The following is a 24,776-nucleotide window of genomic DNA, read 5'->3' as shown; positions in this document are numbered from 1 at the left end:
AGAGAATATTCTGATCCCAAATCATGCATATTCTTGCCAAAACTTTACTTAACCTATGCTCCCAAGAAAACCACGGCATACCTTGTATGCCTTACTATTGATAGCGCTGTCAGTAGTATGTACATCGGCCGTAGCAAATACAAAAGTTTATAGTTTTATAAGTGATGTTGTTTCCGTATTGGAAAAACCTAATACAGAGACAGGGGATTCCGAGGTCGAAACCTCTACACTCAAGACTTCCGACTCCTACAATGCCAAGAATGCCATTTCCGGGGAATTAGCCGCTCCTCCCATGTTTATGACCATTATCCAAGGGGCGGATGAGGAAGTAGGCTGTAGTACCAATGGGTTGACCGTAGCAAGGTTCAACCTTTGTGGGGATTCCGACGATAGAATAATTTCACTGTCCGGAAGTCCGGGCTCGGTTTCGTGGCAGATCCTAAACGGTAGCTGCTCGCCCGATATCAACGAAGACTGTCCAAATACCAATACAAGCTGTTACACACAGGTAGCTACAGGTTCTACCTTCAATTTAACGGCAAGCAGTATTCCTGCTACTACCGGTGCCGAGTTCAGGGTTGTTGCCGATGGCACCAGCTACTATTTCAAGGTAAAGAAAAGTACCATTACCCAAACCTTTGTAAAAAACGACTTTATCTGCGGGGTACCGGGAAGAATTCAAGTGACCAATCTTTCGAGCGCCTACGAATTCAGTATAGATGATGGGAGCGGATTTGGACCATGGCAAGGCCCTATCTTTGATAACCTAAACCCTGGAACGTATATCGTTAAGGCCCGATTAAGAAATACTCCAAATACATGTGAATATCCATATCAGCCCATAACCATTGATCAATTGGATATTGATATCGATGTTACTTTTACCGATGCCCTTTGTGCAGGGGATACCGGTACCATAACGGTAACGGCCAATAATGTTCCGGGGCCTTTCAAGTATACCTTGCTTAATTCGAGTGGTGTGGCCCAGGAGTTTACGGCCTTTATACCGGACAATCCCTATACCTTTTCTGCCGTGGGTTTTGGAACCTATATCGTACAGGTGGAAACACAGCAATGTACAGGGGATCCATTAAATGGTATTGCCCCCCCTAGGCAAAGCCTGGATACAGGGGGCAATCCCATAGTCATTGGTAATGGACTTACACCATTGGATGCCTCCACGGAGGTAAATGAAAGTTTTAATACCGACCCTAGCTGTAGCCCTGCCGATATCCCTATTATTGTGCGTACCTCGGGAGGCTCTCCTCCATATACCTTTACGGTCAATGGAATTGCGCCTGTGCCTACGCCGGTACCGTATCCCTATAATACCCAGACTGAATTTAGGGTCAGTTCGGCAGGTACTTATGATTTTGTTATTACCGACAGCAATGGATGTACGATAAATGCCTCCGCCAATGTTTCGGAATTAGATCCTCCCGATATCACCGCTACCGGAGTGGACGGCGATTGTACCAATGGAGGAAACCGGATAAATATTAACGTCATCGATGCCAATGGGTACAATCTTTCCTTTAGGGCAGATCCGGCCGATCCCTGGGATACAAACCCGGTTTTACCGGTTCCGGATGGTACGTATAGCCCTCAAGTACGTTATCAACAGGGTACATTTGATTGTATTTTGGACATTGATTCCGACGATGATGGGACACCGGATAGCATCACGGTGACCGGTGTGGGACCTATTGTGGGATCCGCAACGAAAATTTCGGACCGTACCTGTGACGGTTCCGGGGGTACAAATGGGGGACAGATCGATTTTGTCGGCCCATTTTCCGGAGGTTCGGGAAGTGGCTATGTGTTCAGTATTGATGGATTGAATTTTTCGACGACGCTTTCCTATCCCGGTTTGGTACCGGGTACCTATACCCCAATTATCGAAGATGGGGGCGGTTGTCGTTTAGAACTTGCCCCAATAACCATTTTGGATGTGGATCCTCCAACGGACCTCGATTTTGTACAAAGTAATAGTAACTGTACGACTAGTACATCGGACGTACAGTTGGTTCCCACGAGCAACGCACCTATAGTCAATTACTCCATAATAAGCCCCATAACATTGGATAATGGGGCCAGCGATACCTTTGTAGGCTTGAGCACAACAACTTCCTATATCTTTCAAATTACGGATGCCAATAATTGTATTTATCAGGAAGGATTTAGCCCTGCCCTGATAAGCTCTATTCGAGCCCGGGTAAAATCAGGTGGAGACTTAAGGGTATGTAACGGCGCTACTGATGGTTCAGGTACCTTTTTGATCGATGGATTTGCCAATAACTATACGTATGATATTAATGGCGGACTTTTTACAGGGGGGCCTCAAAATGACGGAGAGGTCATTCTACCGCCTTCTGGAGCCGGAACCTATACGATTACGGTAACCGATGTGGATACTGGATGTACCGATACGGCCTCTTTTGATATACAGGAATCTTCCTTATTGACCTTGACAGGTACGATTACGCCCATGAGTTGTGCTAATAACAACTTGGGAAGGGTAGTGGCCAACCCTTCAGGTGGATGGGGTGGTAATCGGTATACTTTGATATATCCTGGAGGGGCTACTACGATAGGGCCAAAATCCGGCCCTACTTTCGGAAATCTTAGCCAAGGAACGGATCCATTGGATCCATTGGATGTTTATACTTTAATAGTAGAAGATTCCGAAGGGTGTACGGCTACCTTTGAATTTGACCTTACCCCCATAGATGCACCAGTATTAGCATTAGACCCGGTGGTTTCGGACTTTTGCTATGTGCCTGGTCCGGGGGCTACGGTTGCCGTCACCTCTACCGCAGGTACCGCACCACTAGCGAGTCATCAATATAGAATCAATGGCGGGCCGTTACAGGCAAGCCCTGTATTTACGGGAATAGCACCTGGTAATTATACCGTGGAGGTAGTAGATGGAAATAACTGTAGCGATACCGTTAATGTGACCATCAACCCGCAACTACGGGTTAGCGCAAGTATTGAGACCGAAATTCCGTGTGGAGGGGCACCCGGCCAGATTAGGGTAGTGGTAACCGGAGGTTACACTTCTGGGGCAGGCCCAAAGCAATATGAAGTCAGTTCGGACAATGGGGTAAGTTTTGGCGCCCCTATCCCATTGGCATCCAATAACTTCCTGTACGATACCGCTACAGATGGAACCTATGTATTCCGTGTATCCGATAACAACACTACTAATAGTGCGTGTACGGCCTTATCAGCACCTATAATACTTGATCCGCCAATTTTCATTGACCCGGCAACCGTAAATGTTACCCCTGCAAGCTGTGGGCAAGCCAATAACGGCATTGTTACCATAATCCCGGATGCCGCAAGTGGCGTCCCTCCCTATGAAATTAGTTTTAACGGCGGACCCTTTGGTACTCAGTCCACCTTTTCAAACCTTATCGCCGGGAATACCTATCCTTATCTTGTACGGGATGCCCGAGGATGTGAAACGCTTCCCGCCTCGGTTCCTATCCCTCTGGACGGCACCCCACCACCGGATACGACAGTATCGCCGGTTTTGGCAACCTGTTCCAGTGGAGTAGTTGAAGGTAGTATTCAAGTTACCAGTGTAACAGGAGGCACCCCGGACTTTACCTACATATTACAAGATCAGTTTGGGGTTGAACTATCCAGAATCGGTCCAACCTCAAGCACCAGCGAAACTTTTAGCAATTTATCACCAGGAATTTATACCGTGGTGACAGTAGATGCTCTAGGTTGTAGGGATACGGATACCGTAACGGTGGTCCAAACTACTTTGGATGTAGTACCGGATCCCGTTGTCCCAGTATGTAATGTTAGCGGTTTTAGTAATACGGTCGAAATCATTGGAGGGGTTGGTCCTTTCCTAATTCGTTTGGAGAATGACCCATTGCCCCCTGTGACGCCCAATTCTCCACCTAGAAGACATACGTTTTCGGGATTACAGTACGGGGTGACGTACACTGTAGAGGTAACCGATCTGGGAACTAATTGTGTGTATTTGGAAGAAATACCTCCGATTGATGGTCCAACTCCCTTGGATGTATCCGCGGTCTCCACTGCAGGTTTCTGTGATGCAAATCGCAATGGGGAGATTATTTATACCATTAGCGGGTTTGCCATTGGGGATGATTTGCGAATTGAATTGTTGAACAATGGTGATGGCACGCGAATAGATCTCCATAACCCAGTGACTACTGTGGCTGATCCCTTTGTGGACAATACGTTACAACTTCCAGGTGACTATCAAATCATAGTAACTAATTTAACGGATAATTGTACGGATGCTACAGGTGTGATTATTGACCAAAATTTACCATCCATTGATATTTTGAACCTTACCCCTGCCAACTGTAATGCGGATGGTGCAATTACCGTACAGGGAAGTGGTGGGGCCGGGGGGCCCTATACCTTTGCCTTTATGCCCGTTTCGGTTCCTCCGACTCCGGGTGACTTTGGTACAACGACAACATTTACAGGGCCCGCGGGCAGTTACGATGTATACGTTATGGACTCTAGCGGATGTACTTCCTTTGCCATTGCGGAGATTATACCATTGTCCCCTGCATTGCCCACACCGACTTTTATCGTGGAAAATCAATGTGACGTAACCTCCACCTCATTTGATATTGTTGTACAGGTTCCGTCTACCTTGGATACCCCAAGGTTTACCTTGGGAGGTGATACCCAATTAGGGGTATTGAACCTGGCCGGTACATTATTTGAATACACGTTCAATGTGAGTACTCCTGGGGATTATATCGTGGATGTAGTGGATGCGGATGGCTGTACTAGTCAGGGCACTGCCACGGTGTATGAATTTCTCTCAGCCTCGGGTGGATTTTCCACGCTTTCCACATGTAATGCCGCTGATGGGGTAATCACGATTTCCACAGTAGGGGGAAGTGGGGATTTTGATTTCGATCTTACAGGAACTGACTATTTGGGAGGTGGGGTCAATATCTCTCAGACCAATAATCCGGTATTCACAAATATGCTGCCCGGCAGCTATCAGGTTACGGTAACGGATAATATTGTATTCGATGGTTCCATCTTCTGTTTCTTTACGGTAAGCAATATTAACCTGGATCAGGCCATAGTGCCCGTTATAGGTGCGGTTTTGGAAAACGATATATCCTGTAATGGAGCTAATGACGGTAGTATCGATATTATACTGGCACCAGGAACGGATGCAGATGGCCCTATAGAGTATACGCTCTACAACGCGGGAACAACCAGTCCCATTATACAACAGAACGGTTCAGGTTCCTTTACAGGACTTGCACAAGGGAATTACGATGTTGTTGTTCGTTCCGCCCGAAATTGTACGGTAACGGCCCCGAACATCCAAATAGATGAGCCTCCCGTTTTTTCCATAACGGCCAGTGCTCCCGATTTTGCCTGCGAACCGGGTGCAAATCGGTTTAGCTCAACTACCATCACGACTACCGTGGTTGACCCCGGAACTGTTGGAAGTGGATACCAATATAGTATTACCGGGCATTCCAACTATCAAACTTTGCCTACTTTTGAAATCGTGGATAATGGGTCGGTTCAAAACATTACGGTGTACGCCATTGATGGTAACGGATGTAGGGACGAGTTTACCTTGCCACCGATTAATCCTCCTACCGATGTGGTACCTTCCATAATTCAAATAGACCCACTAAATTGTAGGGATGATGAACGTGTTAGAATTCAGGTAATCGGGACAACGGATTTTACGGTTAGCGCAATCTCTGCCGTTGCTGCCGGACCGTGGACCAATACACTAGGTAATGATTATGTGGACATATTCTTGCCTGCAGCCGGAGATTATTTGTTGGAGGTCCAAGATAATATTGGTGGTTGTGCATACCCCATGCCCGTGCATACGGTTGATGAACCTATTGAACCTACAGTAGTCATTGCCGAGGCGAAACCCGTAAGTTGTTTTGGTGCAAGCGATGGGGAACTTTCCATCGAAGTGACCGATTACATAGGGCAATACACCTATAATGTCTATAGTGGAAGCGATCCGGGGAAGACAACCATATTGGCAACAGGAACTTTGAATACGGCCAACAACCCTGAAAACATTCCAGGACTTCCTGGTGGAAATTTCTTTGTAGAGGTCATTTCCCTGGACATGCCTTTCTGTTCTGCCGATAGTAATTCGGCCACAATACGTACACCAAATGGTCCTTTAGATGTAACCGCCGTAGAAATCGGCAACGTGAGTTGTAATGATAATACGGGTAGAATAGAGGCTACTGGAACCGGAGGTTGGGATTCTTCTCCATATCAATATCGATTATTACGTGATGACGGTTCGGGCTATCAAGAAGTAGTAGCTTTTTCCGCTAGTAGCGATTTTCAGAACTTGTCCAGTGGCGATTATAGAGTGGAAATACAAGATGTTGAAAATTGTACGGATACGTTCGATATCAATCTACCTATAGTCCCACAAATCGATGCAGGTATTCGGGAACCTCAGGCTTTGGTCTGTCCTAATGGTAACAATGCCATTTTGGAAGCTTATGATTCCAGTACAGGAGATGCTTCCACTGCTATTGCCGGTGCAACCGGTGGAGTAGCTGGCGCCGGATACAATTATAGGTTATTGTATTTGAATAGTAATGACAATACGGATATAGCCTCCACCAGTGGTTTGCAAAGCTCCCCTACTTTCATTGGGGCCAGTGGTGGTTTCATAAGTGGCGGTTGGTATGCCATTGAGGTATCATCCAGCTATGACTGTATTTTTGTGACCCCACCCTATTTTGTAAGTCCACCTCCACCTGTAGAACCTAGGCTGGTACAGACCAGAGTACCGGGTTGTGGGGGTCAAGGCGAGATAGAGCTAAGGATAGAAAACCCAGATCCCTTGTTTACTTACGAATTTCAACGGGTTGAAAATGGTGTGGTAGTAAGTCCCTATGAGGATATGACGGGTACTTCACAACGTTTTCCCGGGGATGCTGGGATTACGTATCAATTTGATGTCCGTAAAAAGAATGCGGCCAACACCTGTTTGGCTGTACGCTCCAATGGGATTACCATGACCGATGCCACAGGCATTACCCTATTGCCCAATTTGCCGGACGATATTTCCTGTGCTTCTGAATTGGATGGTAGGATAGAGTCTTTCGTAAATGGTGGAGTAGGTAACGACTTGTTCTACTTGTATAATGGCGATCCCCAGGATGCCTTTAGTCCTGTAGCTACGGCCACCTTGTTTAGGGGGCCACAGGCGAATGGTACTTTTGAAGGCCTGCCGGAGGGTACAGATTATTATATTGCTGTAACCAGTGGAGCAAGCTGTAGTGACATAGCCGGCCCTTTTGAAATCGTTAGACCGGAACCTATACTATTTACGGCAGATTCTACACCGGTCACCTGCAACGGCGAGGAAGACGGAACTGTTACCATTGAGGTCACCAGCGGTGGAGTAGGCTTGATACAATTTGCCATAGAACCGAATTTTAATGAATTCTTTAGTGACCCGGCGACTCCTGGTATATATACCTTCGACGAACTGGCCGTAGGGGATTATGAGATTTTGATCCAGGATGAAAATGGTTGCTTTGAGAAGGATGTCATATCGGTAATAGAACCACCTACCTTGCAGATAAGTAATTTGCAGACTACTCCTGAACTATGTATCGGGGCCAACGATGGTACAGTAGTTTTCAATATTGTAGGGGGAACACCTTTTAATGATCCTTTAATAAGTCCTACTCCTTATTTTGAATACAAGATCGAAATGATAGATCCTGTAAATGAAACGGGTACTGGGGTGTTTGCACCTTATGACGGTGGGGTAATCCAAAACCTTCAGGGCGGTGCCTCATATGCCCTATACATTCAGGATGCCAATGGATGTGATACCTCTGATGTATTTACTATTGGTATTGGGGTGGACCTTACCGCAGAACCTATAGTACAATATGGCTGTGAAGGCATTTTTCCAAATAGTACCGCTACCGTGGAAATGCTGGATAATAGCCTGTTGCCAAGGCTATTGTTTGCCCTGGATGTTGATGATATTACCCAAGCCGATGCCACAAGGACCTGGGGCGATTTACCACCCGGTGACCACACCGTTTACATCTACCACGAGAATGGATGTACCAATTTTGTAGAATTTAGTATCGATGCCTACGACCCATTGACGCTTACAGCCGTAAAAACCGGACCGGACGAAATTACCGCTACGGCCGAGGGAGGCTTTGGGGGATATGAGTTCTTTTTTGATGATGAGTCCTACGGAACGGAAAATATATATAGGACCAACGTAAGTGGTACCGTTGAGGTTCGGGTCGTAGACCAAAATGGCTGTGTGGCCGTTGCCCCCATTCCATTCCTATTTACAGGTATGTTGGAAATCCCAAATTTCTTTACACCGGATGGGGATAATAATAACGACCTATGGGTAATCAATGGGCGGGAATTCTTCCCTAATATTGAAGTAAAGATTTATGATCGTTATGGTCGGGTGGTAGCGATTTTGGATCAGGTAAAAAACTGGGATGGAACCTATGAGGGCAATGAGCTTCCAACAGGGGACTACTGGTATGTGGTAAATCAAAACGATGCTAGAAGCACACGTTATGTAGGACATTTTACGCTATACAGATAGCGCTTTTAGATAAAATCCATAATCCGATTACAGGTGGACGTTTTCAAAGTGTCCACCTTTTTTATTCTTATTTTTCCGTATCTTATTTTGATAAAATGATACCATACTTCCAGGACACTTTTTAGTATTTTCATTTTTTGAACTATTTGGAAGACTCAAAAAAATCGACACAGCGTGTCTTACCGTATCCTTTATTTGATATAATTGGGTATTGTGATACTATGTTTTTAAGTGTCTCTTGGGAGTAAAGGCCTTATGACCATTTTAGAAGAATATAGATTAAAGTAGTTTTCATGACAAAGTATTACGCAATCAGAATCCATACAATGAAAATCAAAAGATATATTTTGATCCTTTATGCCTTAAGTATTGCTACGGGCTCCCTTGCCCAGCAGGATGTTTTAGAGGGATGGACTTATATTCAGATAGATAGCGTCAAACAAAAATGGGGCGATTGGAGCGAACCCAATTGGCTACGATACTTTGGACTGGATGCCGGAGACGTAAACAATGATGGCAACTTGGATATTATATCCGGAAGGTACATTTATCATAATCCTGGAAAGGGAATGGAAGGACATTGGAAACGGACGGTTTTGGATGATAATGTAGATGCCATCCTTTATTTGGATGTAGACGGCGACCCTTACGGGGACATTATCGCAATGGCTTTACCCAATTTATATTGGTATGAAGCCCTTAATACCGAAGGAACACGGTATAAAAGACGTCTGATCGGTCAGGTGCCTGCTACGAGCCACGTGAACAGTCAAGGTTTTGAAAAAGCGGATTTGATTGCCACTGGACGTTCTGAGTTTGTAATTGCCGGTGATGGGGATATTTATGCCATTTCAATACCAGAAGCCAATGCCGATACTGTAGATTGGAAAGTGAACATGGTTTGTGAAAATACTTCCGATGAAGGCATAGGGGTAGGGGATATAGACGGGGATGGCGATTTGGATATTGCCGCCGGCAGAAGGCCGGATGGTGAGGATGAGCCAAAAATCTTGGTTTGGTATAAAAATCCGGGAAATATTCAAACACTGTGGAAGGAGACTGTAGTAGGCCGCAGTGAACATCCTATAGATAGGGTAGAAATTGCTGATGTAAACGGGGACGGTAAGACTGATATTATTGTTACCGAGGAACGCTATCCAGGACTGGAACCTGACGCCAATTTTTGGTGGTTCGCCCAACAGGACTTAAAGAATTGGGAACGCAATAGGATTGTTACCCAATACTCCATAAACAATTTGGATGTTACGGATCTTGATGGGGATGGTGACGTGGATTTGCTCACTGCCGAACACAAGGGAGAAAGTTTGGAACTACAATTATGGAAAAATGATGGAAAGGGGAATTTTTCAAAGACCGTAATCGATACCGGAAAGGAAAATCATTTAGGAACCCAGTTCGTAGACCTGGATAATGATGGCGATTTGGACATCATAGGTGCGGGTTGGGATCAACACAAGTACATGCATGTCTGGAGAAATGATGCCATAAAGTCCCTTAAATCGGGAATGATGTTCAAGGAATACCCATGGGTTCCAGATAGGGTTGGAGATCGTGGCAAATTTCTGCGTGTTGGTGGAAAACTGGATTATGCCAGTAATACAGACCACTTTCCCGAAGATGGACATAAGGACGGTTTTATTCCCCTAAATCAGGCGATTGATCTGGAAAATGCCATTAGTGCCGAAGTCCTGGTAGAGCGGGTGCAATCCCATGAGGATACCAAGGATTTACGGATACGGTTCAATAAGGGAAAAGCGGTTAGAATGCCCGAGCCCGGTACCATTCCCAATCCTCCAACGGATTATATGTTCCATGCAAATATTCGTACTTCAATACCACTTTCCGATTTAAGGCAAGGACTTGATAATCATTTCAAGCTTACCGTGGCCAAGGATCAGTCTTGGGATTGGCCCCAAAATTTGGTGTATGGTGTTGTCCTTCGTATCTATTATGCTTCCGACGAAAAAAAAAAGCCTATCGCAGAGGTCTCCGGGATACGATCCAACGAAGTTTTGGGCGATAGCGTTACCCTTTCCCTAGCTGGGGAACAGCTTGGGGAAATCACTTCCGTGGACTATATAGGGCATTATGAGGACGTTAATGTCCAGGGAGATGGCAAGTATCGACAATGGCAATATCTGTATCATAGAGGAAAGCTTGGTCATTCTATAGGCAACTCCTCCAAGATTCCTTTTGAAATTACCTGGAATACGGAATGGATTCCCGATCAAGGCGGCCCTTTAACGGTAACGGCCTTGGTAAGGGATAACAAAGGGTTTACCCATGTTCTTCCATATGTTGAAAACCTTGCTCTTAAAAGAAAACACAATGTTCACTTGGCAAAACCTTATGCCCAGGAACCTTTTTGGACGACACGTAACGGGGAGCATTCCCAATTATTCGACATTCCTTTTCAAACATCCAAGGACTTTAGTGTAAAATTATACTGGACCAGTTGGAGTCCTTGCTATTCGGAAGGGATAAATGTTAATGGCGTAGAACAAAAAAATAATACGGACTTACCTTGTTATGATGCCCATTGGCATACCGAAGAGCTCAAGGATATAATCTCTTTAAAGCGTGGCAAAAATCGTCTAAAAACATTGAAGACTCCCCTTCACGATGGAGAAATGGTCCATGGCATGGACGTTCAGTGGCCCGGTATAATGGTAAAGGTCAGAAGGGAAACACCCTTAAAAAATAGCATAACAATCTCAGAGGGCACCTATGAAAATAGGCCGCACTTCATTATACATAGTAAAGGGGCCACCTATTATTTCGATAAGACTGGTGGAGGGTTTTCCAGAATACTGGACACCTATGGGAACGACTGGGTAGGCTACAAGACGGAACCATGGGACCAATACCCCGCTTCTGCGGCCTCGGCCTTTCGTGGACTTCCCAACCTAGTTTTCAAATCGGAAAACGACAAGGGAGCAGGCCACCCCGGACATGATAAATGTGTCTCGGAGATTGTTTCGGAAAACAAGATTAGGACAAGGACAAAAAGTGGTTTTTGGGAATGGGAATGGACTTTTTTGGAAGACCATGCCGTTTTGGAGGTTTTAAGCACGGACGGCACACCTTATTGGTTTTTGTATGAAGGAACACCGGGTGGGTCATTTTCACCGGAAGTTTCCACCTATGGAACGGACGCCTCCGGACCAAGTTCGGAAATACCGGATTTTTATAAAGGCGATATCGATTTTAACAACTTTCGTTGGGCCTATTTCAATAAAAAAGGTTTGGACACCACTTTTTTCGTTGCTCAGATCAACCCGGATGAACATACAGACATGATGTCGTATCTTGGTAATACTGTGGAAGGCGCAGAGAGCAAGGATGGAATGACGGTATTTGGTTTTGGTAGAGGAGAAAATACCACACCACTTTTGAAAGGGAAAAACTCATTCATTATTGGGATGCGAAATTCTGCCGTTACGGATCAAGGAAGTCATCAAAAAATGTCAGAACACATTAACAAATTGATTGACCACCACAATCACTAAATAGAGAAGCAATGAAAAAAGATGCCGTTTATGTTTTCCTACTAGGATTTTTGGTACTGACAGGAATTTTCCAATCGTGTAAAGAAAAAGAAAAGAAGGAAGCTATGGCCGAGTCCGAAATAAAAAAGGAGCTGGCTTTTAAACAGCGCAAAATTGTGGACAGTGCCAAGTATTGGTGGGCGCATACACCTGTTGATATATCCGGGGATGGCATTGCCGACTTACTTTTCATTAATAACAATTCCAGAGGAGGGTATTTGGGGTACTACAAAGGACAGCAGGAAGATGGTCTTTGGGAATTGAACATTATAGCTGAAAAACCTGTAACGGGAGGACTTTTCGCGAGCGGTGAACTGGAGGCTGCCGATATAGATGGTGATGGGGATGCTGATGTGTTTGCAGTGAAACATCCTGGTGAATGGGCAGATGCAGGGGCTACTGCAGAAATTTTTTGGTACGAGAATAGTAATGGTAGCTGGAAACCACATAGCATTGGTACGGCACCTGATGCGATAAAGGATGTAAGCTTTGCCGATTTTGATACCGACGGCAAATTGGATATAGCGCTTCTTACATTCGATGAGCATACCTTGAGTATTTTTAGGCAAGAAGGCAGTGATACTTGGAAACGAGTTCAATTTATTGAGAACGAGGTACTTCATGAGGGTATGGATGTAGGGGACTTGAATAAGGACGGGTATCCGGATATTGTAGCAACAGGAATGATTTATTATAGCCCAGGTTCGGATTTAACAAAACCTTGGATGGAAGAGAACTTGGACGAACAATGGAACGATCAAGAAGGGGATTGGTCCAGAAACGGGACAAAAACTTTTATCCGGGATGTGGATGGAGATGGACAGGCAGAAATCTATATGGGACATTCCGAACGGGCAGGATACCCCTTGGCGATCTACAAGAGGTCTGGGGATTCCTGGGACAGTGTAATTATTGCGGATAGCATCCCGGCATGTCATACGTTACAGGTATACGATTTTGATTTGGATGGAGATTTTGATGTTATGGCCGGTATTAATAAGGGCAGGGCCGTAAATTTGGACAAAACGAATTTTGATGTTTCCCTATTTTTAAATGAAGGAAATTACACCAACTATACGGAAATGGTAATTGAGACCGATGGCATTTATAATGGGCAAGCAATTGATTATGATGGGGATGGTGATATGGACATCTTCCGATATCCGGACCATGAGGCCTCAGACTTTTTTATTTTAGAGAATCAAATTAATTAAACTTGATATAAGAATTATTTTGAAGAGAAGTATTTATCTGGTTTTGAGTTTGTTGTGCCTTCAGAGTTGTAGAGCCCAATCTAAATCGTTGCTTATAGATGCGGAGCAGGAGACCGTGACTAAGGAGAAATTAAGCTATTACCTGTATTATCCCCAAGGCTATGAATCCGAGTCGGATAAGGAGTTTCCGTTGTTGTTGTTTCTTCATGGTGGTGGCGAATCCGGCGATAGTTTACAAACCCTAAAAAAGAATGGCCCTCCCAAACTTATTGTGGAAGGAAAGCAGTTCCCGTTTTTGATATTGGCCCCCCAAAATCCCCATAAAAGAAAATGGTGGAATGTCCGGGCCGTAAATCAATTATTGGATTCCATTGTGCTCAAAAATCGGGTAGATAGGAATAGAATTTATTTAACCGGCCTGAGCCGTGGCGGTGGAGCAGCTTGGGAAATGGCCGTACAGTACCCTGGAAAATTTGCCGCCATGGCCGTTGTATGTGGTATGACCCCAGTACCTTATGCCGCTTGGATAGATAAGAAAATGCCTATATGGGTGTTTCATGGGGAGGAAGATAAATCCATCCCAATTTCCGAATCGGAAGAGATGGTCAATGCCTTAAGGACAATGGGCCATGATGTGCGCTTTACCCGCTATCCGGGAGTTGGCCATAATTCTTGGATTCAGGCCTACAATACAGATGAGTTGTACGATTGGTTTATGGAGCAAGATCGAAAGGACTAATCCACTGAATAAAGGAATTTCTGCTTTTAAGTAATCTCAACTTTGGATATTTTTATTCTAGAATTGTTTTGAACCTTTTTCATTCAGTATTAATATGGAAGATTACCGATTTAAAAGGACTTTAATTTTTTTGTCATCAGCAGTATGGTTTCTCGCTGTTTCGTGTATGGATTTCATAACCCCCTTTGCCAATATGTACACCCCTGATATCCGATTGAACCAGATAGGTTACTATCCCGCTGCGGTAAAAAAGGCAACCGTTCTCCAAGGGGAGGGAAAAGAGGAATTCAAGATAGTGGACAAGGATAAGATGGAGGTAATCCACACCGGTAACCTCTCGCAGCCCAAGGATTGGGAATTGGCCGGGGAAACCGTTCGGGTTGCCGATTTCAGTACTATTAAGGATGAGGGAACCTATATGATACTTGTTGAAGGTTTGGGATATTCGTACCCTTTTGAAATTCGCCACAATGTTTTGGATAGCACTTTTTTGGGCTCTGTAAAAGGGCTCTATTACCAAAGGGTGGGTATTCCCTTGCAAGAGGAACACGCGGGCCAGTGGCAAAGACCCATGGCACACCCGGATGACAGCGTGCTTTTTCATCCGTCAAGCGGCAAGACTAAAGGCTTCCTTTCCTCACCAGGGGGATGGTATGATGCCGGTGATTATAATAAATATGTGGTTAATGGCAGTTTTCCCTTGGGACAGTTGTTTCTTTTGGAGGAGCAATATCCCGGAATTATAAAGGATAAAGAACTTGGTATTCCAGAAAGTGGGAATGGTATTAGCGATTATTTGGACGAACTGCGATATGAAATGGACTGGCTTTTGACCATGCAGGACGCCGATGGAGGACTGTTTCATAAGCTTACGGCAAAAAAATTTGAACCTATGGTGATGCCCCATGAAGCTACCAGTCAGCGCTATATTGTTGGGAAGGGAACCGCTGCTACTTTAGATTTTGCCGCCTGTGCGGCACAGGCCTATCGTATTTTCAGGGAAATGGATGCTGAATATGCAGGGAAATGTCTGGAGGCAGCAAAACGAGCCTATGCTTGGGCCTTGAACAATCCAGGAATTAAATTTGTAAACCCTGATGATATCTCCACTGGACAGTATGGGGACACAAATTTTGATGACGAATGGTTTTGGGCGGATGCGGAACTTTTTATTGCTACAGAGGATTCATCTTATCTTGATCATTTAAGAATGGAATCGATCGATTTTACATTCAAGCCCGGAGAAAGCTGGACACGGTATATGCGTTTTTTAGGAATGTTCTCCCTTTTGGAAAATCGGGAGGTGGTTCCTCCGGATTTGTATCGAAGACTGAGGAACGGAATTTTGGAGTCTGCCGATGCCTTGGTGGGAAAAGCCAATAATTTGGATTATTTTCAACCGATTGACGATTTTCATTGGGGATCCAATAGTGATGTACTGAACGCAGCCATGATAATGGCCCAAGCCTATAGATTGGAAAAGAAGGAGGATTATTTGGTCGGGGTGCAACAGGCCATGGATTATGTCTTGGGCCATAATGCCATGGGTGTAGGCTACCTTACCGGTTTTGGGGACAAAACCCCAATGTTTATCCATCATCGGCAAAGTGCTGCAGATGGAATAGCGGAGCCCGTCCCAGGTCTGTTATCGGGGGGACCTAATAGTCGTTTGCAGGATGTTGTAGGCGGAGCGGTCTATCCCGAAAATCCGGCACCTATGAAGAGTTGGGTAGATCAAGAACCTAGTTATGCCAGCAATGAGATTTGTTTGAATTGGAATGCACCCTTGACCTATGTACTTGGGTTTCTGGAGCAAGAATCGAAATAGAACACTAAATTGAATAGATTTGAACATATGAAAAAAACAATTCCTTTTTTGGGCCTTGCCCTGGGCTTCATGCTCTGTAACTCAAATTGCCTTGCCAATGGTAATCCCGGAGAACTGATCAAAAAGAAGCCACGTAATGTAATTTTTATTCTCACTGACGATCATAGATATGATTATATGGGCTTTACAGGGAAAGTACCTTGGTTGGAAACACCCAATATGGATAAGTTAGCCACCGAGGGGGCCTATTTGCCCAATGCTTTTGTAACTACATCATTGTGCTCCCCTAGTAGGGCTTCTATTCTTACGGGACAATTTTCACACACCCATACCATTGTGGATAATCAGGCACCCGATCCGGGAAACCTTACCTATTTCCCACAATATTTACAGAAAGCGGGCTATCAGACCGGTTTTTTTGGAAAATGGCATATGGGAGATCATGGGGATGAGCCACAACCCGGCTTTTCACATTGGGAGAGCTTTCCTGGGCAAGGGGTATACTATAACCCTACCTTGAATATCAATGGAAATCGAGTAGCTTATAAGGACTCGACCTATATTACCGACTTGTTAACGGAACATGCCCTGGATTGGCTGGACAAACGCGATGAAAAGAAACCGTTTTTTCTCTATCTATCCCATAAGGCAGTGCATGCCGGCTTTCAACCCGCCAGACGTCATAAAGGTCGGTATAAAGGAAAAAAAATTACTTTGCCAAAAACCTATGACCAGACCAAGACAGGAGAATATAGAGATCTCAAATGGCCGCAATGGGTTGCTGATCAGCGTATAAGCTGGCATGGAGTGGATTATATGTATCATGACAATCGGGATTTACATGAGATGGTCGTGGACTATTGCGAAACGCTTTTAGGAGTTGACGAAAGCGTCGGTGCCGTTATGGAGTACTTACAAAAGGAAGGTCTGGATGAGTCCACCTTGGTCATCTATATGGGTGATAATGGCTTTAGTTGGGGTGAGCATGGGCTAATAGATAAGCGTCATTTTTACGAGGAATCTGTCAAAGTCCCTTTATTGGTACGTTGCCCAGAATTGTTCCAAGGAGGTAAGACTCCAAAACAAATGGTACAAAATATTGATGTGGCACCTACGATTTTTGATGTTGCGGGAGTAAAAAAACCGGACTATATGCCTGGGGTTTCCTTTGTTCCCATTTTAACGGGAGATATGGATGCCCCGGCGCGTAAAGAAGTTTTTTATGAATATTATTGGGAATATGATTTTCCGATGACCCCAACAGTGTTCGGAATGCGGACGGATAAGTATAAGTACATCAAATATCATGGCCTGTGGGATAGAAACGAGCTCTATGATCTGGAAAATGATCCGGACGAAATGTATAACCTTATTGCCGATCCGGACAAGCAGGAAATTGTAAAATCCATGGCCACTGCCATTTATGATTGGCAAGAGCAGACCAAAGGAATGAATATTCCTCTAAAGCGAACCATTAAGTATCGCTATGGCGATTATAAGCATGAAAACGAATACTAAGGGAAAACTTTCAAAAATCAATTTTCCGTGTTTCATTTCCCAGGTAATCAAAAATGCGTACTTCTACGGCATTGGCATTGATAATCAAGGTTCTGCTTGACTGTGATTGGAAAGAACTGCCCCAATAAAACTCCTGAACGTTTTGGGAACCATCCGCAAATCGGGTTTGGGCCTTTGTTTCGTTAGGTTTCAGTTTTATCAATTCCCTGAACAACTCTTTCCTAGGTTCAAAAACCCGTAGGGAATCGTTGTTCTGTGACGCCACTATGAGCATTTTTTCGTTGGCTACATTAAGGGTAACCAGGCTTTTTCCATCACCAGGTACAAGGAAATGGCTTTTCTCCAATGAAATGGGTATAAAACTTCCTTTACCAGTGTTTCTAAGTGCCAAACCAACGAGTGCATCCGCAGGGCCCTGCTGTACCTCCATTCCATAATCGTTGCCAACCAACAATAGGTCCATAAAGTTATCGTCATCCAAATGCTTGGGCACTATTCCGTAGATAGGTGCCAATTGCGCGGCCGTTGGAAGCGGGTGAATTTTAAATTTTCCGTTGCCTAGATTTTCTATCCAAGAAGATTGCATATAGTTGAAGGACAAAACCGTGGCATCATCCAAGAGTCCATCCGCAAACATTTCAGGAAGTGTCGATTCCCCAAATGCTCCGAAAGAATTGAACTTTTTGCGAATACCCACAAATTGCTTGGTAACGTCTTGCCAGGGATGGTACAAATACTCTTTTCTTGTACCGATGCTATCCCTTAAATAATAGGAAATTAAGGGATCTATAGTACCATTATCATCCAAATCCTTGGCGTATACGCGAACTGGCTCTTCCGCACTACCCTTGAAATAGATATTTTTCCCGGAATTTCCGGCTATATAATCCGTATCACCATCATTATCTAAGTCGGCCGCAGCAAGACTGTTCCACCAGCCCATTTGGTCAGCGATACCGGTGTTCTTTGTAACTTCGATCAATTTTCCGTTTTCGTTTCTAAAAAAACGAAGGGGCATCCACTCTCCGGCCAAAATTAAATCTGGCCAAAAGTCCCCATTGAAATCCGTCCAAAGCGCATCGCTAATCAATCCCGGACTGGTCTCGGGGAAAACATCCTTGGTAATATCAACAAACTTAGGTTTGCCCGGAGTACTCTCATTTTTCAGGATATAGGAACGATCTGCCAAAGGATAGGAGAAAGGCAAAACCCTACTCCCCAGAAATAGGTCCAAATCGCCATCGCGGTCATAATCAGCAGCTTTTACCGCTGAGGAATTAGCGGTAATGTTTGGGAGCGATTCCGTACTTTCCGTAAAATTGCCCTTTCCATCGTTGATCAAAAGCACATCTCTATAAAATTCATGTCCGGCCGGATATTGTGCACATCCCCGGGCGATGTACAAATCCAGGTCACCATCGTTATCCGCATCAAAAAGTAACGTTCCTGCGTCTTCCTCTTGTAATTCAAAGTCTTTTTTATAGGCTACCTCGCTCTGCTTAAAAGTACCGTCCTTTTGTTGTAGGAACCACTTCTCCTTAAATTTTCTACTTCCGGCCACAAACATATCATCCAAGCCATCATTATTAATATCACCAATTGCCAAGGATGGGCCGTATTGCGAAAATTTATGCGGAAGGGTCCGCTGAAAATTGAAATCAATAAAATCATGGTCTTCACTTAGATGATCAAGATTATAGTTTTTGGACACCTCTTGAAAATCAATTTCCCTTCCTTTGTTGTGTACATGGTCTGCATCCAAAGCGGAAGTATTATAAACTATCCGCACAAGAGTATCTACGTTTATATTTGATAACTTCTGCCTACCTTCTCCGGGCCAATGAATGGTGATGCTGTCAGCAACCGAAGCACTGCCCAACCCGAAGTGTAGTATTTTTTCAGGTTGCGAGAGATAACCACGTCCTGATAACACCGACTTTTTCTGAATCATACCTTTTGTATGGAGCTCCACAACCGCACCAATGGCCGTGGGATTTCTGTCTTTCCCGATCAACTGTACGCGTAGGTAATTGTTTTTTGGGGTCATCCGATCCAAATTATTCCTCAGCAAAAGGACGGGTTCGTTGATATTGTTGACGACTAAATCCAAATCCCCATCTTTGTCCAGGTCACCATAAGCCGCTCCACTGGAATATGTACCAAAGTTCAGGCCCCATTCCTGGGTTACATCCTTAAAGCCCAAATCCCCTTGGTTTTTAAACACAAAATTTGGAATTTTTATCTCCGGAATGGCAGCGATCAGGGTTTCCTTGCTTACCAAGCGACTGGCCGTTACCCTGAAATCCCCAAAATCCCGATCGGTCACGTCCTTTGGAAAACCATTGGTAATAAATAGATCCTGCCAGCCATCATTATCCAAATCGGCGAAAAGGGGCGCCCAACTCCAATCCGTTTCCTGGACTCCGGCGTACATCCCCATATCCCCAAAAATAGGAACCCCTGTTTCCGGATTGATGCCCAAATTCAATTGCATTGTATTTCGCGCATATTGGTTTTCGTATCCGTATTTCTTTGTAAAGATTTCCTTTTGGTAGCTACTAGGGCCTTGGAATAATTTTTTACGTTTATTGTAATAGGGTTGCATTTCCGTAGTGTAGATATCCATGCGTCCATCATTGTCGATATCCGCCACATCACTGCCCATGGAGGAAAGGCTAAAATGTTGAAAGACCTCTCCGGCACGGTTGGTAAATGTGCCATCCTGATTGTTGATATACATCAGGTCATTGCTCAAAAAATCATTGGCGACATAAATATCGAACCAGCCATCTTCGTTAAAATCATTGATCAACGTACTATGGCTATAACCATGGTAACGGATACCCGCTTTTTCGGAGACATCTACAAAATAGGGATGTTGCAAACTGTCGTTCCACTGGTTTTCGTAAAGCTTGTCCCTGCTCAATGATGTACCATCGTCTTCCAATGGACGAAACTCGGTGGGGTCAATGCCTTCAATCCGATTTACGCCAATAAACAGATCCAAATCCCCATCATTGTCATAGTCAAAAAACTGTGCATGGGATGAATAGGTAAAATCCCCAATGCCATAGGCTTCACCCATCTCCTTGAATTCAGGAATCCCCGCATCATTAATTCCTTGATGAATGTATAGCAGGTTTTTTCTACGTAGCGAATCCTTATAAAAGGTATTACAAACATAGATGTCCTTTTGACCATCGGCATTGATATCTACTATGGATACCCCGGAGGACCAAAAAAGCGAATCTGGCTTTCCTACTTGGGCTATGTGGGAAACATCTTCAAATTTGAGATTCCCCTTGTTTAAAAACAGTTTATTGTCCACTTGGTTTCCTGCGAAAAAGATATCGTCCAATCCATCACCGTTTAGATCACCTAAAGCCACCCCGGCGCCGTTATATACGAATTCATTATCTATGATATTTATGGAATCGTTCTCAACAAGCTGGTTGTTAAAATGAAGTCCGGATTGTACGGCATCGATTTTTGTAAAAAGGGTAGGGGGGGGCTCCTTTTGTCCACAAGATGTGAGAAGTATTAAGAGGACAATCCCAAAAGTTATGGAATTACCGGAAATTAAATTCTTCATGATACTTATTGTTCAGGTCTAAAGTGGTCAGCACACAAAGATGCGAGAAGACGGCGAAAGAAACAAAAAAGGATGCTCCTAATTTAGTGGACCTTTTATAAATGTCGCAACCCTTTGATTTTTTTAAATGGAAAAGCTGTGATTATACGTGGAATTTAGAAGTGAACTACCTTTCGAAAGCTTCTTTCAACTGATAAAAGAACCGCTCCAGAAGCCTTAAATCCTCTGTAATAATCTCGGCGACCCCACGCATTTCCTGTTTAAATTGGATTTCCTTACCATAGCTGGTAATCATTTCATGAGGTAGGGAAACATCTACCAAATAAAAACCGTCCTTGTCCGGTGTTAGGGAAATATTTTCAACTTCGCCCTTTAAAATACCAAATTCGGTCTCGGGATAATTTTCGAGTTTCACGTTTACAAATTGGCCAGGTTCAATTTTACCAGAATTTTGCGAGGGCGTTTTTAATTTTGCCACATAGTCCAAGTTGTCGGAAGGTATAATGGTGAAAACAAGATCTCCCTGGAACACGGATTGGTTTTGGTCCCAATAGTTCATAAAGGAGACCTTGCCATCAATTTCCGATTTGAATACAAAAGTGTTCTCCCAATCCTTGATGGCCTGTCTTAATTGATTAAAAGCTTGTATAGTGGTCTTTAACAATTGGATTTCCTCTCGGGTACGGGATATCTCGGTTTCCTTTGATGTTTTTTTGGCCCCTCCTATAGCTTCCCTGATCTGTGAAATAGAAGCACCGAGGGTTTTTGTATTTCTTTCGGAGGACAGTACTTCCAACTTTTTATTTTCAAATTCTTGTTGGGAAATCACTCCCTTTTCGTACAAGCCTTCATGGCGTTCCAGATCACCTTCCTTAAAAGCCAGTTCGGATTTGCTCAAAGCATATTGATCTTCCAGACTGGACAGCCTCTTGCTTAGCTCGGCCAAGGAAATCTCGTTGGCAATGGCTTGGTTGGAAAAAGGTTGTAATCGCTTGTTCAATTTGTATTGAAAATAGCTGTTTTCGAACAAGGCAAAACTTTGGTTGATATCCCCTAAAAAAAGAATGGGAAGACTGTCAAATGGAAATTCAATGGATTTGTCCGATATTTTGATGGTATCGAGTATCGATTGTAGGTACAAAACGTCTTCCGTATTCGCCGTATTCTCCAAGACCGCCAGAACCGTGTTCTTTGTAACTTCTTGTGATTCAATTACATGTATTGAGTCAAATTTTGCGGAAACCATGGCGAATTCCTTTTGGGGAGGGGTTTTGGTAGTAATGATTGCTTGGGATACGATTAAATCCGGATACTTTATAAACCAGGAAATGGCCAGTACCAAGACGATAAGGGACAAGAAGAGGGTATTGCCCCACCGTATCATCCAATGGGGAACGCGGGTAAGTATCTCCTGAACCTCTTCGCTCCGTAATTTTATATTGTCCAAAGTATCTCCCATTTAATTACCTAATTCCAATTGATTTTTTACCAAATTAAAATACGCACCTTGTTGTTTTATCAAATCTTGGTGGTTTCCGACCTCTACAATTTTAGCATTGTCCAATACCACAATTTGATGGGCATTTTTTACCGTACTTAACCTATGGGCGATTACTATAACGGTTTTGTTCCTGAAGAACCGTTCCAATTTTTCCATAATTACCTTCTCATTGTTGGCATCAAGTGACGAGGTCGCCTCATCAAAAAAGAGGTAGTCCGGATCTTTATACACTGCCCTAGCTATAAGTAATCTTTGTTTTTGTCCGGTACTTAGCCCTACACCTTCCATCCCTATTTTGGTATTATAGGACAATGGTAATTCTTCTATATATTCTTCAATATTGGCTACATCAACGGCATATTTCAAGCGTTTTTTATCAATATGATCTACTCCTATGGCAATGTTGTTGGCTATGGTATCATTAAAGATATAATCCTCTTGCATAACGACACCACATTTGTCCCTCCAGACTTTTTGGGATATATTCTTGGTATCATAGGTGCCAAATTTTATTTTTCCCTTGGATGGATCATAAAACCGCAAGAGCAATTTCATTAAGGTGGTTTTTCCGCTACCGCTGGCCCCTACGATTGCGGTAATTTTGTTCGCCGGAATATGCAAATTTAACTTTTGAAGAACAAATTTGTCCGAACCTCGATACCTGAAGGACAGGTTCTTGATATAAAAATCCAGATTATCTGGGATATCATTGATTTTGTCCAGGATGTCACTTCCTTCGTCTTTCTTGTTATGTATTTCACCAAGGCGTTCCAATGATATTTTGGCATCCTGGATTTCCTTTATAAAATTGATTAATTGGGTAATTGGGGAATTCAACTGACCTACAATATAGGATATAGCCAACATCATCCCGAGAGTGATTTCCCCGTCAATGACTAATTTGGCGGAAAGCACTGTAATTAGAATGTTCTTTAGCTCATTGATAAAGCCCGAACCCACGCTTTGGTATTGTTCCAGGGCCAAGCTTTCAATGGAAATTTTGAATAAGCGGGCCTGGAGGAATTCCCATCCCCAGCGCTTCTTTTTCTCTGCATTGTGTAGTTTTATGGTCTGCATCCCATTGATTAGTTCAATCACCCTACTCTGTTCTTGACTAATCTGTGAAAACCGCTTATAGTCCAAATCCCTTCGTTTTTTCAAGAAAACAATAATCCAACCGAAGTACAGGATACTACCTATCAGGAATATACCGAAAATCAAGAGACTATAGTAGGCCAGTACCAAGCCAAATACCACCACGTTTATCATGGAAAACAGTACGTTCAATGATGAGGTGGTAAGTATGCGCTCAATTCTGCTATGGTCGTTTATACGCTGAAGTATATCACCGGTCATCCGGGTGTCGAAAAATGATATGGGGAGTTTCATCAGCTTGATAAAAAAATCGGAAACCAAGGAAATGTTTATGCGAGTACTGAGATGCAACAATATCCAGCTTCTGATGACCTCTACACCCGTCCTACCTAGGAACAAGGCCAATTGCGCAAATAGAATGAGGTAGACAAAATTAATGTCCTGGTTCTTGATTCCCACATCTACAACGCTTTGGGTCAGGAATGGGAAGATAACCTGTAACAAACTACCGGCCAGGAGTCCAATGACCAACTGCCAGATAAACCTTTTGTATTTAATTAAGTAACTTGTTAAGAAGGAGAGTCCCAAAGGCTTGGCCTGCTCACCACTTAATTCACTTTCATAGAATTTGGAAGTAGGTTCCAGTAGTAACGCTACACCTTCTTCCGTGTTCTCATCGGCATTATTGCCAATCCACGATTTTATCAATTCTTCCTTGGAGTGATTCAATAACCCGTAACCTGGATCAGATGTTTTAAGTATATCTCCATTTTTTTTGCTCTTTTTCGCGTCATACAGTACTATAAAATGAACCTTGTTCCAATGCAGGATACAAGGTAGGGGTGCCTTTAATAGGTCTTTATAGGAAAGTTTTACACCTAGGCTTTTGAAGCCCAAGTGCTCAGCGGCATCACTTAGGTCCAAGAGGCTACTCCCAGTTCTTGTAGTTTCACTTATTTCCCTAATGTGGGGCAGGGAAACTGCCTTGCCGTAGTGCTTTGCAATAATCTTGAGGCAGGTCGGACCGCAGTCCTTACTGTCGGGTTGTTTGTAATGTGGAAACTTCTTTAGCATAGACCACTTTAGAAATTTTGTAC

General features: G+C 43.8%; 9 protein-coding genes. 6 read left to right on the top strand and 3 right to left on the bottom strand.

Annotation, left to right across the window (positions count from 1 at the left end):
* Positions 1–55: 55 nt before the first annotated feature.
* The 6 genes from ACO06Y_RS19455 to ACO06Y_RS19430 all read left to right on the top strand — a co-directional run bounded on the left by ACO06Y_RS19455 (position 56) and on the right by ACO06Y_RS19430 (position 17,491).
* A complete protein-coding gene (locus tag ACO06Y_RS19455; protein WP_422080705.1) occupies positions 56–8,623 on the top strand; it encodes a T9SS type B sorting domain-containing protein in 8,568 nt (2,855 codons plus the stop codon).
* A 326-nt stretch (positions 8,624–8,949) separates the two neighbouring features.
* The gene (locus ACO06Y_RS19450; RefSeq protein ID WP_422080704.1) at positions 8,950–12,153 is read left to right on the top strand and encodes an FG-GAP repeat domain-containing protein; all 3,204 of its coding nucleotides are present in this window, start codon (positions 8,950–8,952) and stop codon (positions 12,151–12,153) included.
* Between the two features lie 11 nt (positions 12,154–12,164).
* Positions 12,165–13,406: an FG-GAP repeat domain-containing protein gene (locus tag ACO06Y_RS19445; protein WP_422080703.1), complete on the top strand. Its 1,242-nt coding sequence runs from the start codon at positions 12,165–12,167 to the stop codon at positions 13,404–13,406.
* A gap of 19 nt (positions 13,407–13,425) precedes the next feature.
* The gene (locus ACO06Y_RS19440) at positions 13,426–14,145 is read left to right on the top strand and encodes a dienelactone hydrolase family protein (protein WP_422080701.1); all 720 of its coding nucleotides are present in this window, start codon (positions 13,426–13,428) and stop codon (positions 14,143–14,145) included.
* A gap of 130 nt (positions 14,146–14,275) precedes the next feature.
* Positions 14,276–15,973: a glycoside hydrolase family 9 protein gene (locus ACO06Y_RS19435; RefSeq protein WP_422080700.1), complete on the top strand. Its 1,698-nt coding sequence runs from the start codon at positions 14,276–14,278 to the stop codon at positions 15,971–15,973.
* A gap of 27 nt (positions 15,974–16,000) precedes the next feature.
* Complete coding sequence (locus ACO06Y_RS19430; protein ID WP_422080699.1) at positions 16,001–17,491, top strand: sulfatase; 1,491 nt, start codon at positions 16,001–16,003, stop codon at positions 17,489–17,491.
* A 10-nt stretch (positions 17,492–17,501) separates the two neighbouring features.
* Here ACO06Y_RS19430 and ACO06Y_RS19425 read toward each other — a convergent pair whose 3' ends face one another.
* The 3 genes from ACO06Y_RS19425 to ACO06Y_RS19415 all read right to left on the bottom strand — a co-directional run bounded on the left by ACO06Y_RS19425 (position 17,502) and on the right by ACO06Y_RS19415 (position 24,753).
* Positions 17,502–21,083, bottom strand: coding sequence for a VCBS repeat-containing protein (locus ACO06Y_RS19425; RefSeq protein ID WP_422080698.1), 3,582 nt, complete (start codon positions 21,081–21,083; stop codon positions 17,502–17,504).
* A 166-nt stretch (positions 21,084–21,249) separates the two neighbouring features.
* A complete protein-coding gene (locus tag ACO06Y_RS19420) occupies positions 21,250–22,530 on the bottom strand; it encodes an HlyD family secretion protein (RefSeq protein ID WP_422080697.1) in 1,281 nt (426 codons plus the stop codon).
* 12 nt (positions 22,531–22,542) lie between these two features.
* On the bottom strand, positions 22,543–24,753 hold the full coding sequence (locus ACO06Y_RS19415; RefSeq protein ID WP_422080696.1) for a peptidase domain-containing ABC transporter: 2,211 nt from the start codon (positions 24,751–24,753) through the stop codon (positions 22,543–22,545).
* Positions 24,754–24,776 lie beyond the last annotated feature (23 nt).

The sequence above is a fragment of the Ulvibacterium sp. genome (assembly GCF_965228935.1).
In the GTDB taxonomy this organism is placed as follows: domain Bacteria; phylum Bacteroidota; class Bacteroidia; order Flavobacteriales; family Flavobacteriaceae; genus Ulvibacterium.
The sequence above is the reverse complement of the archived record's forward strand: the minus strand, read 5'-3'. Positions and strand labels throughout refer to the sequence as shown.

Excerpts from the sequence above, each read along its gene's own strand:
- ACO06Y_RS19445 (WP_422080703.1), top strand. The coding sequence starts at position 12,165 with ATGAAAAAAGATGCCGTTTATGTTTTCCTACTAGGATTTTTGGTACTG.
- ACO06Y_RS19415 (WP_422080696.1), bottom strand. The coding sequence starts at position 24,753 with ATGCTAAAGAAGTTTCCACATTACAAACAACCCGACAGTAAGGACTGC.
- ACO06Y_RS19430 (WP_422080699.1), top strand. The coding sequence starts at position 16,001 with ATGAAAAAAACAATTCCTTTTTTGGGCCTTGCCCTGGGCTTCATGCTC.
- ACO06Y_RS19425 (WP_422080698.1), bottom strand. The coding sequence starts at position 21,083 with ATGAAGAATTTAATTTCCGGTAATTCCATAACTTTTGGGATTGTCCTC.
- ACO06Y_RS19450 (WP_422080704.1), top strand. The coding sequence starts at position 8,950 with ATGAAAATCAAAAGATATATTTTGATCCTTTATGCCTTAAGTATTGCT.
- ACO06Y_RS19455 (WP_422080705.1), top strand. The coding sequence starts at position 56 with ATGCTCCCAAGAAAACCACGGCATACCTTGTATGCCTTACTATTGATA.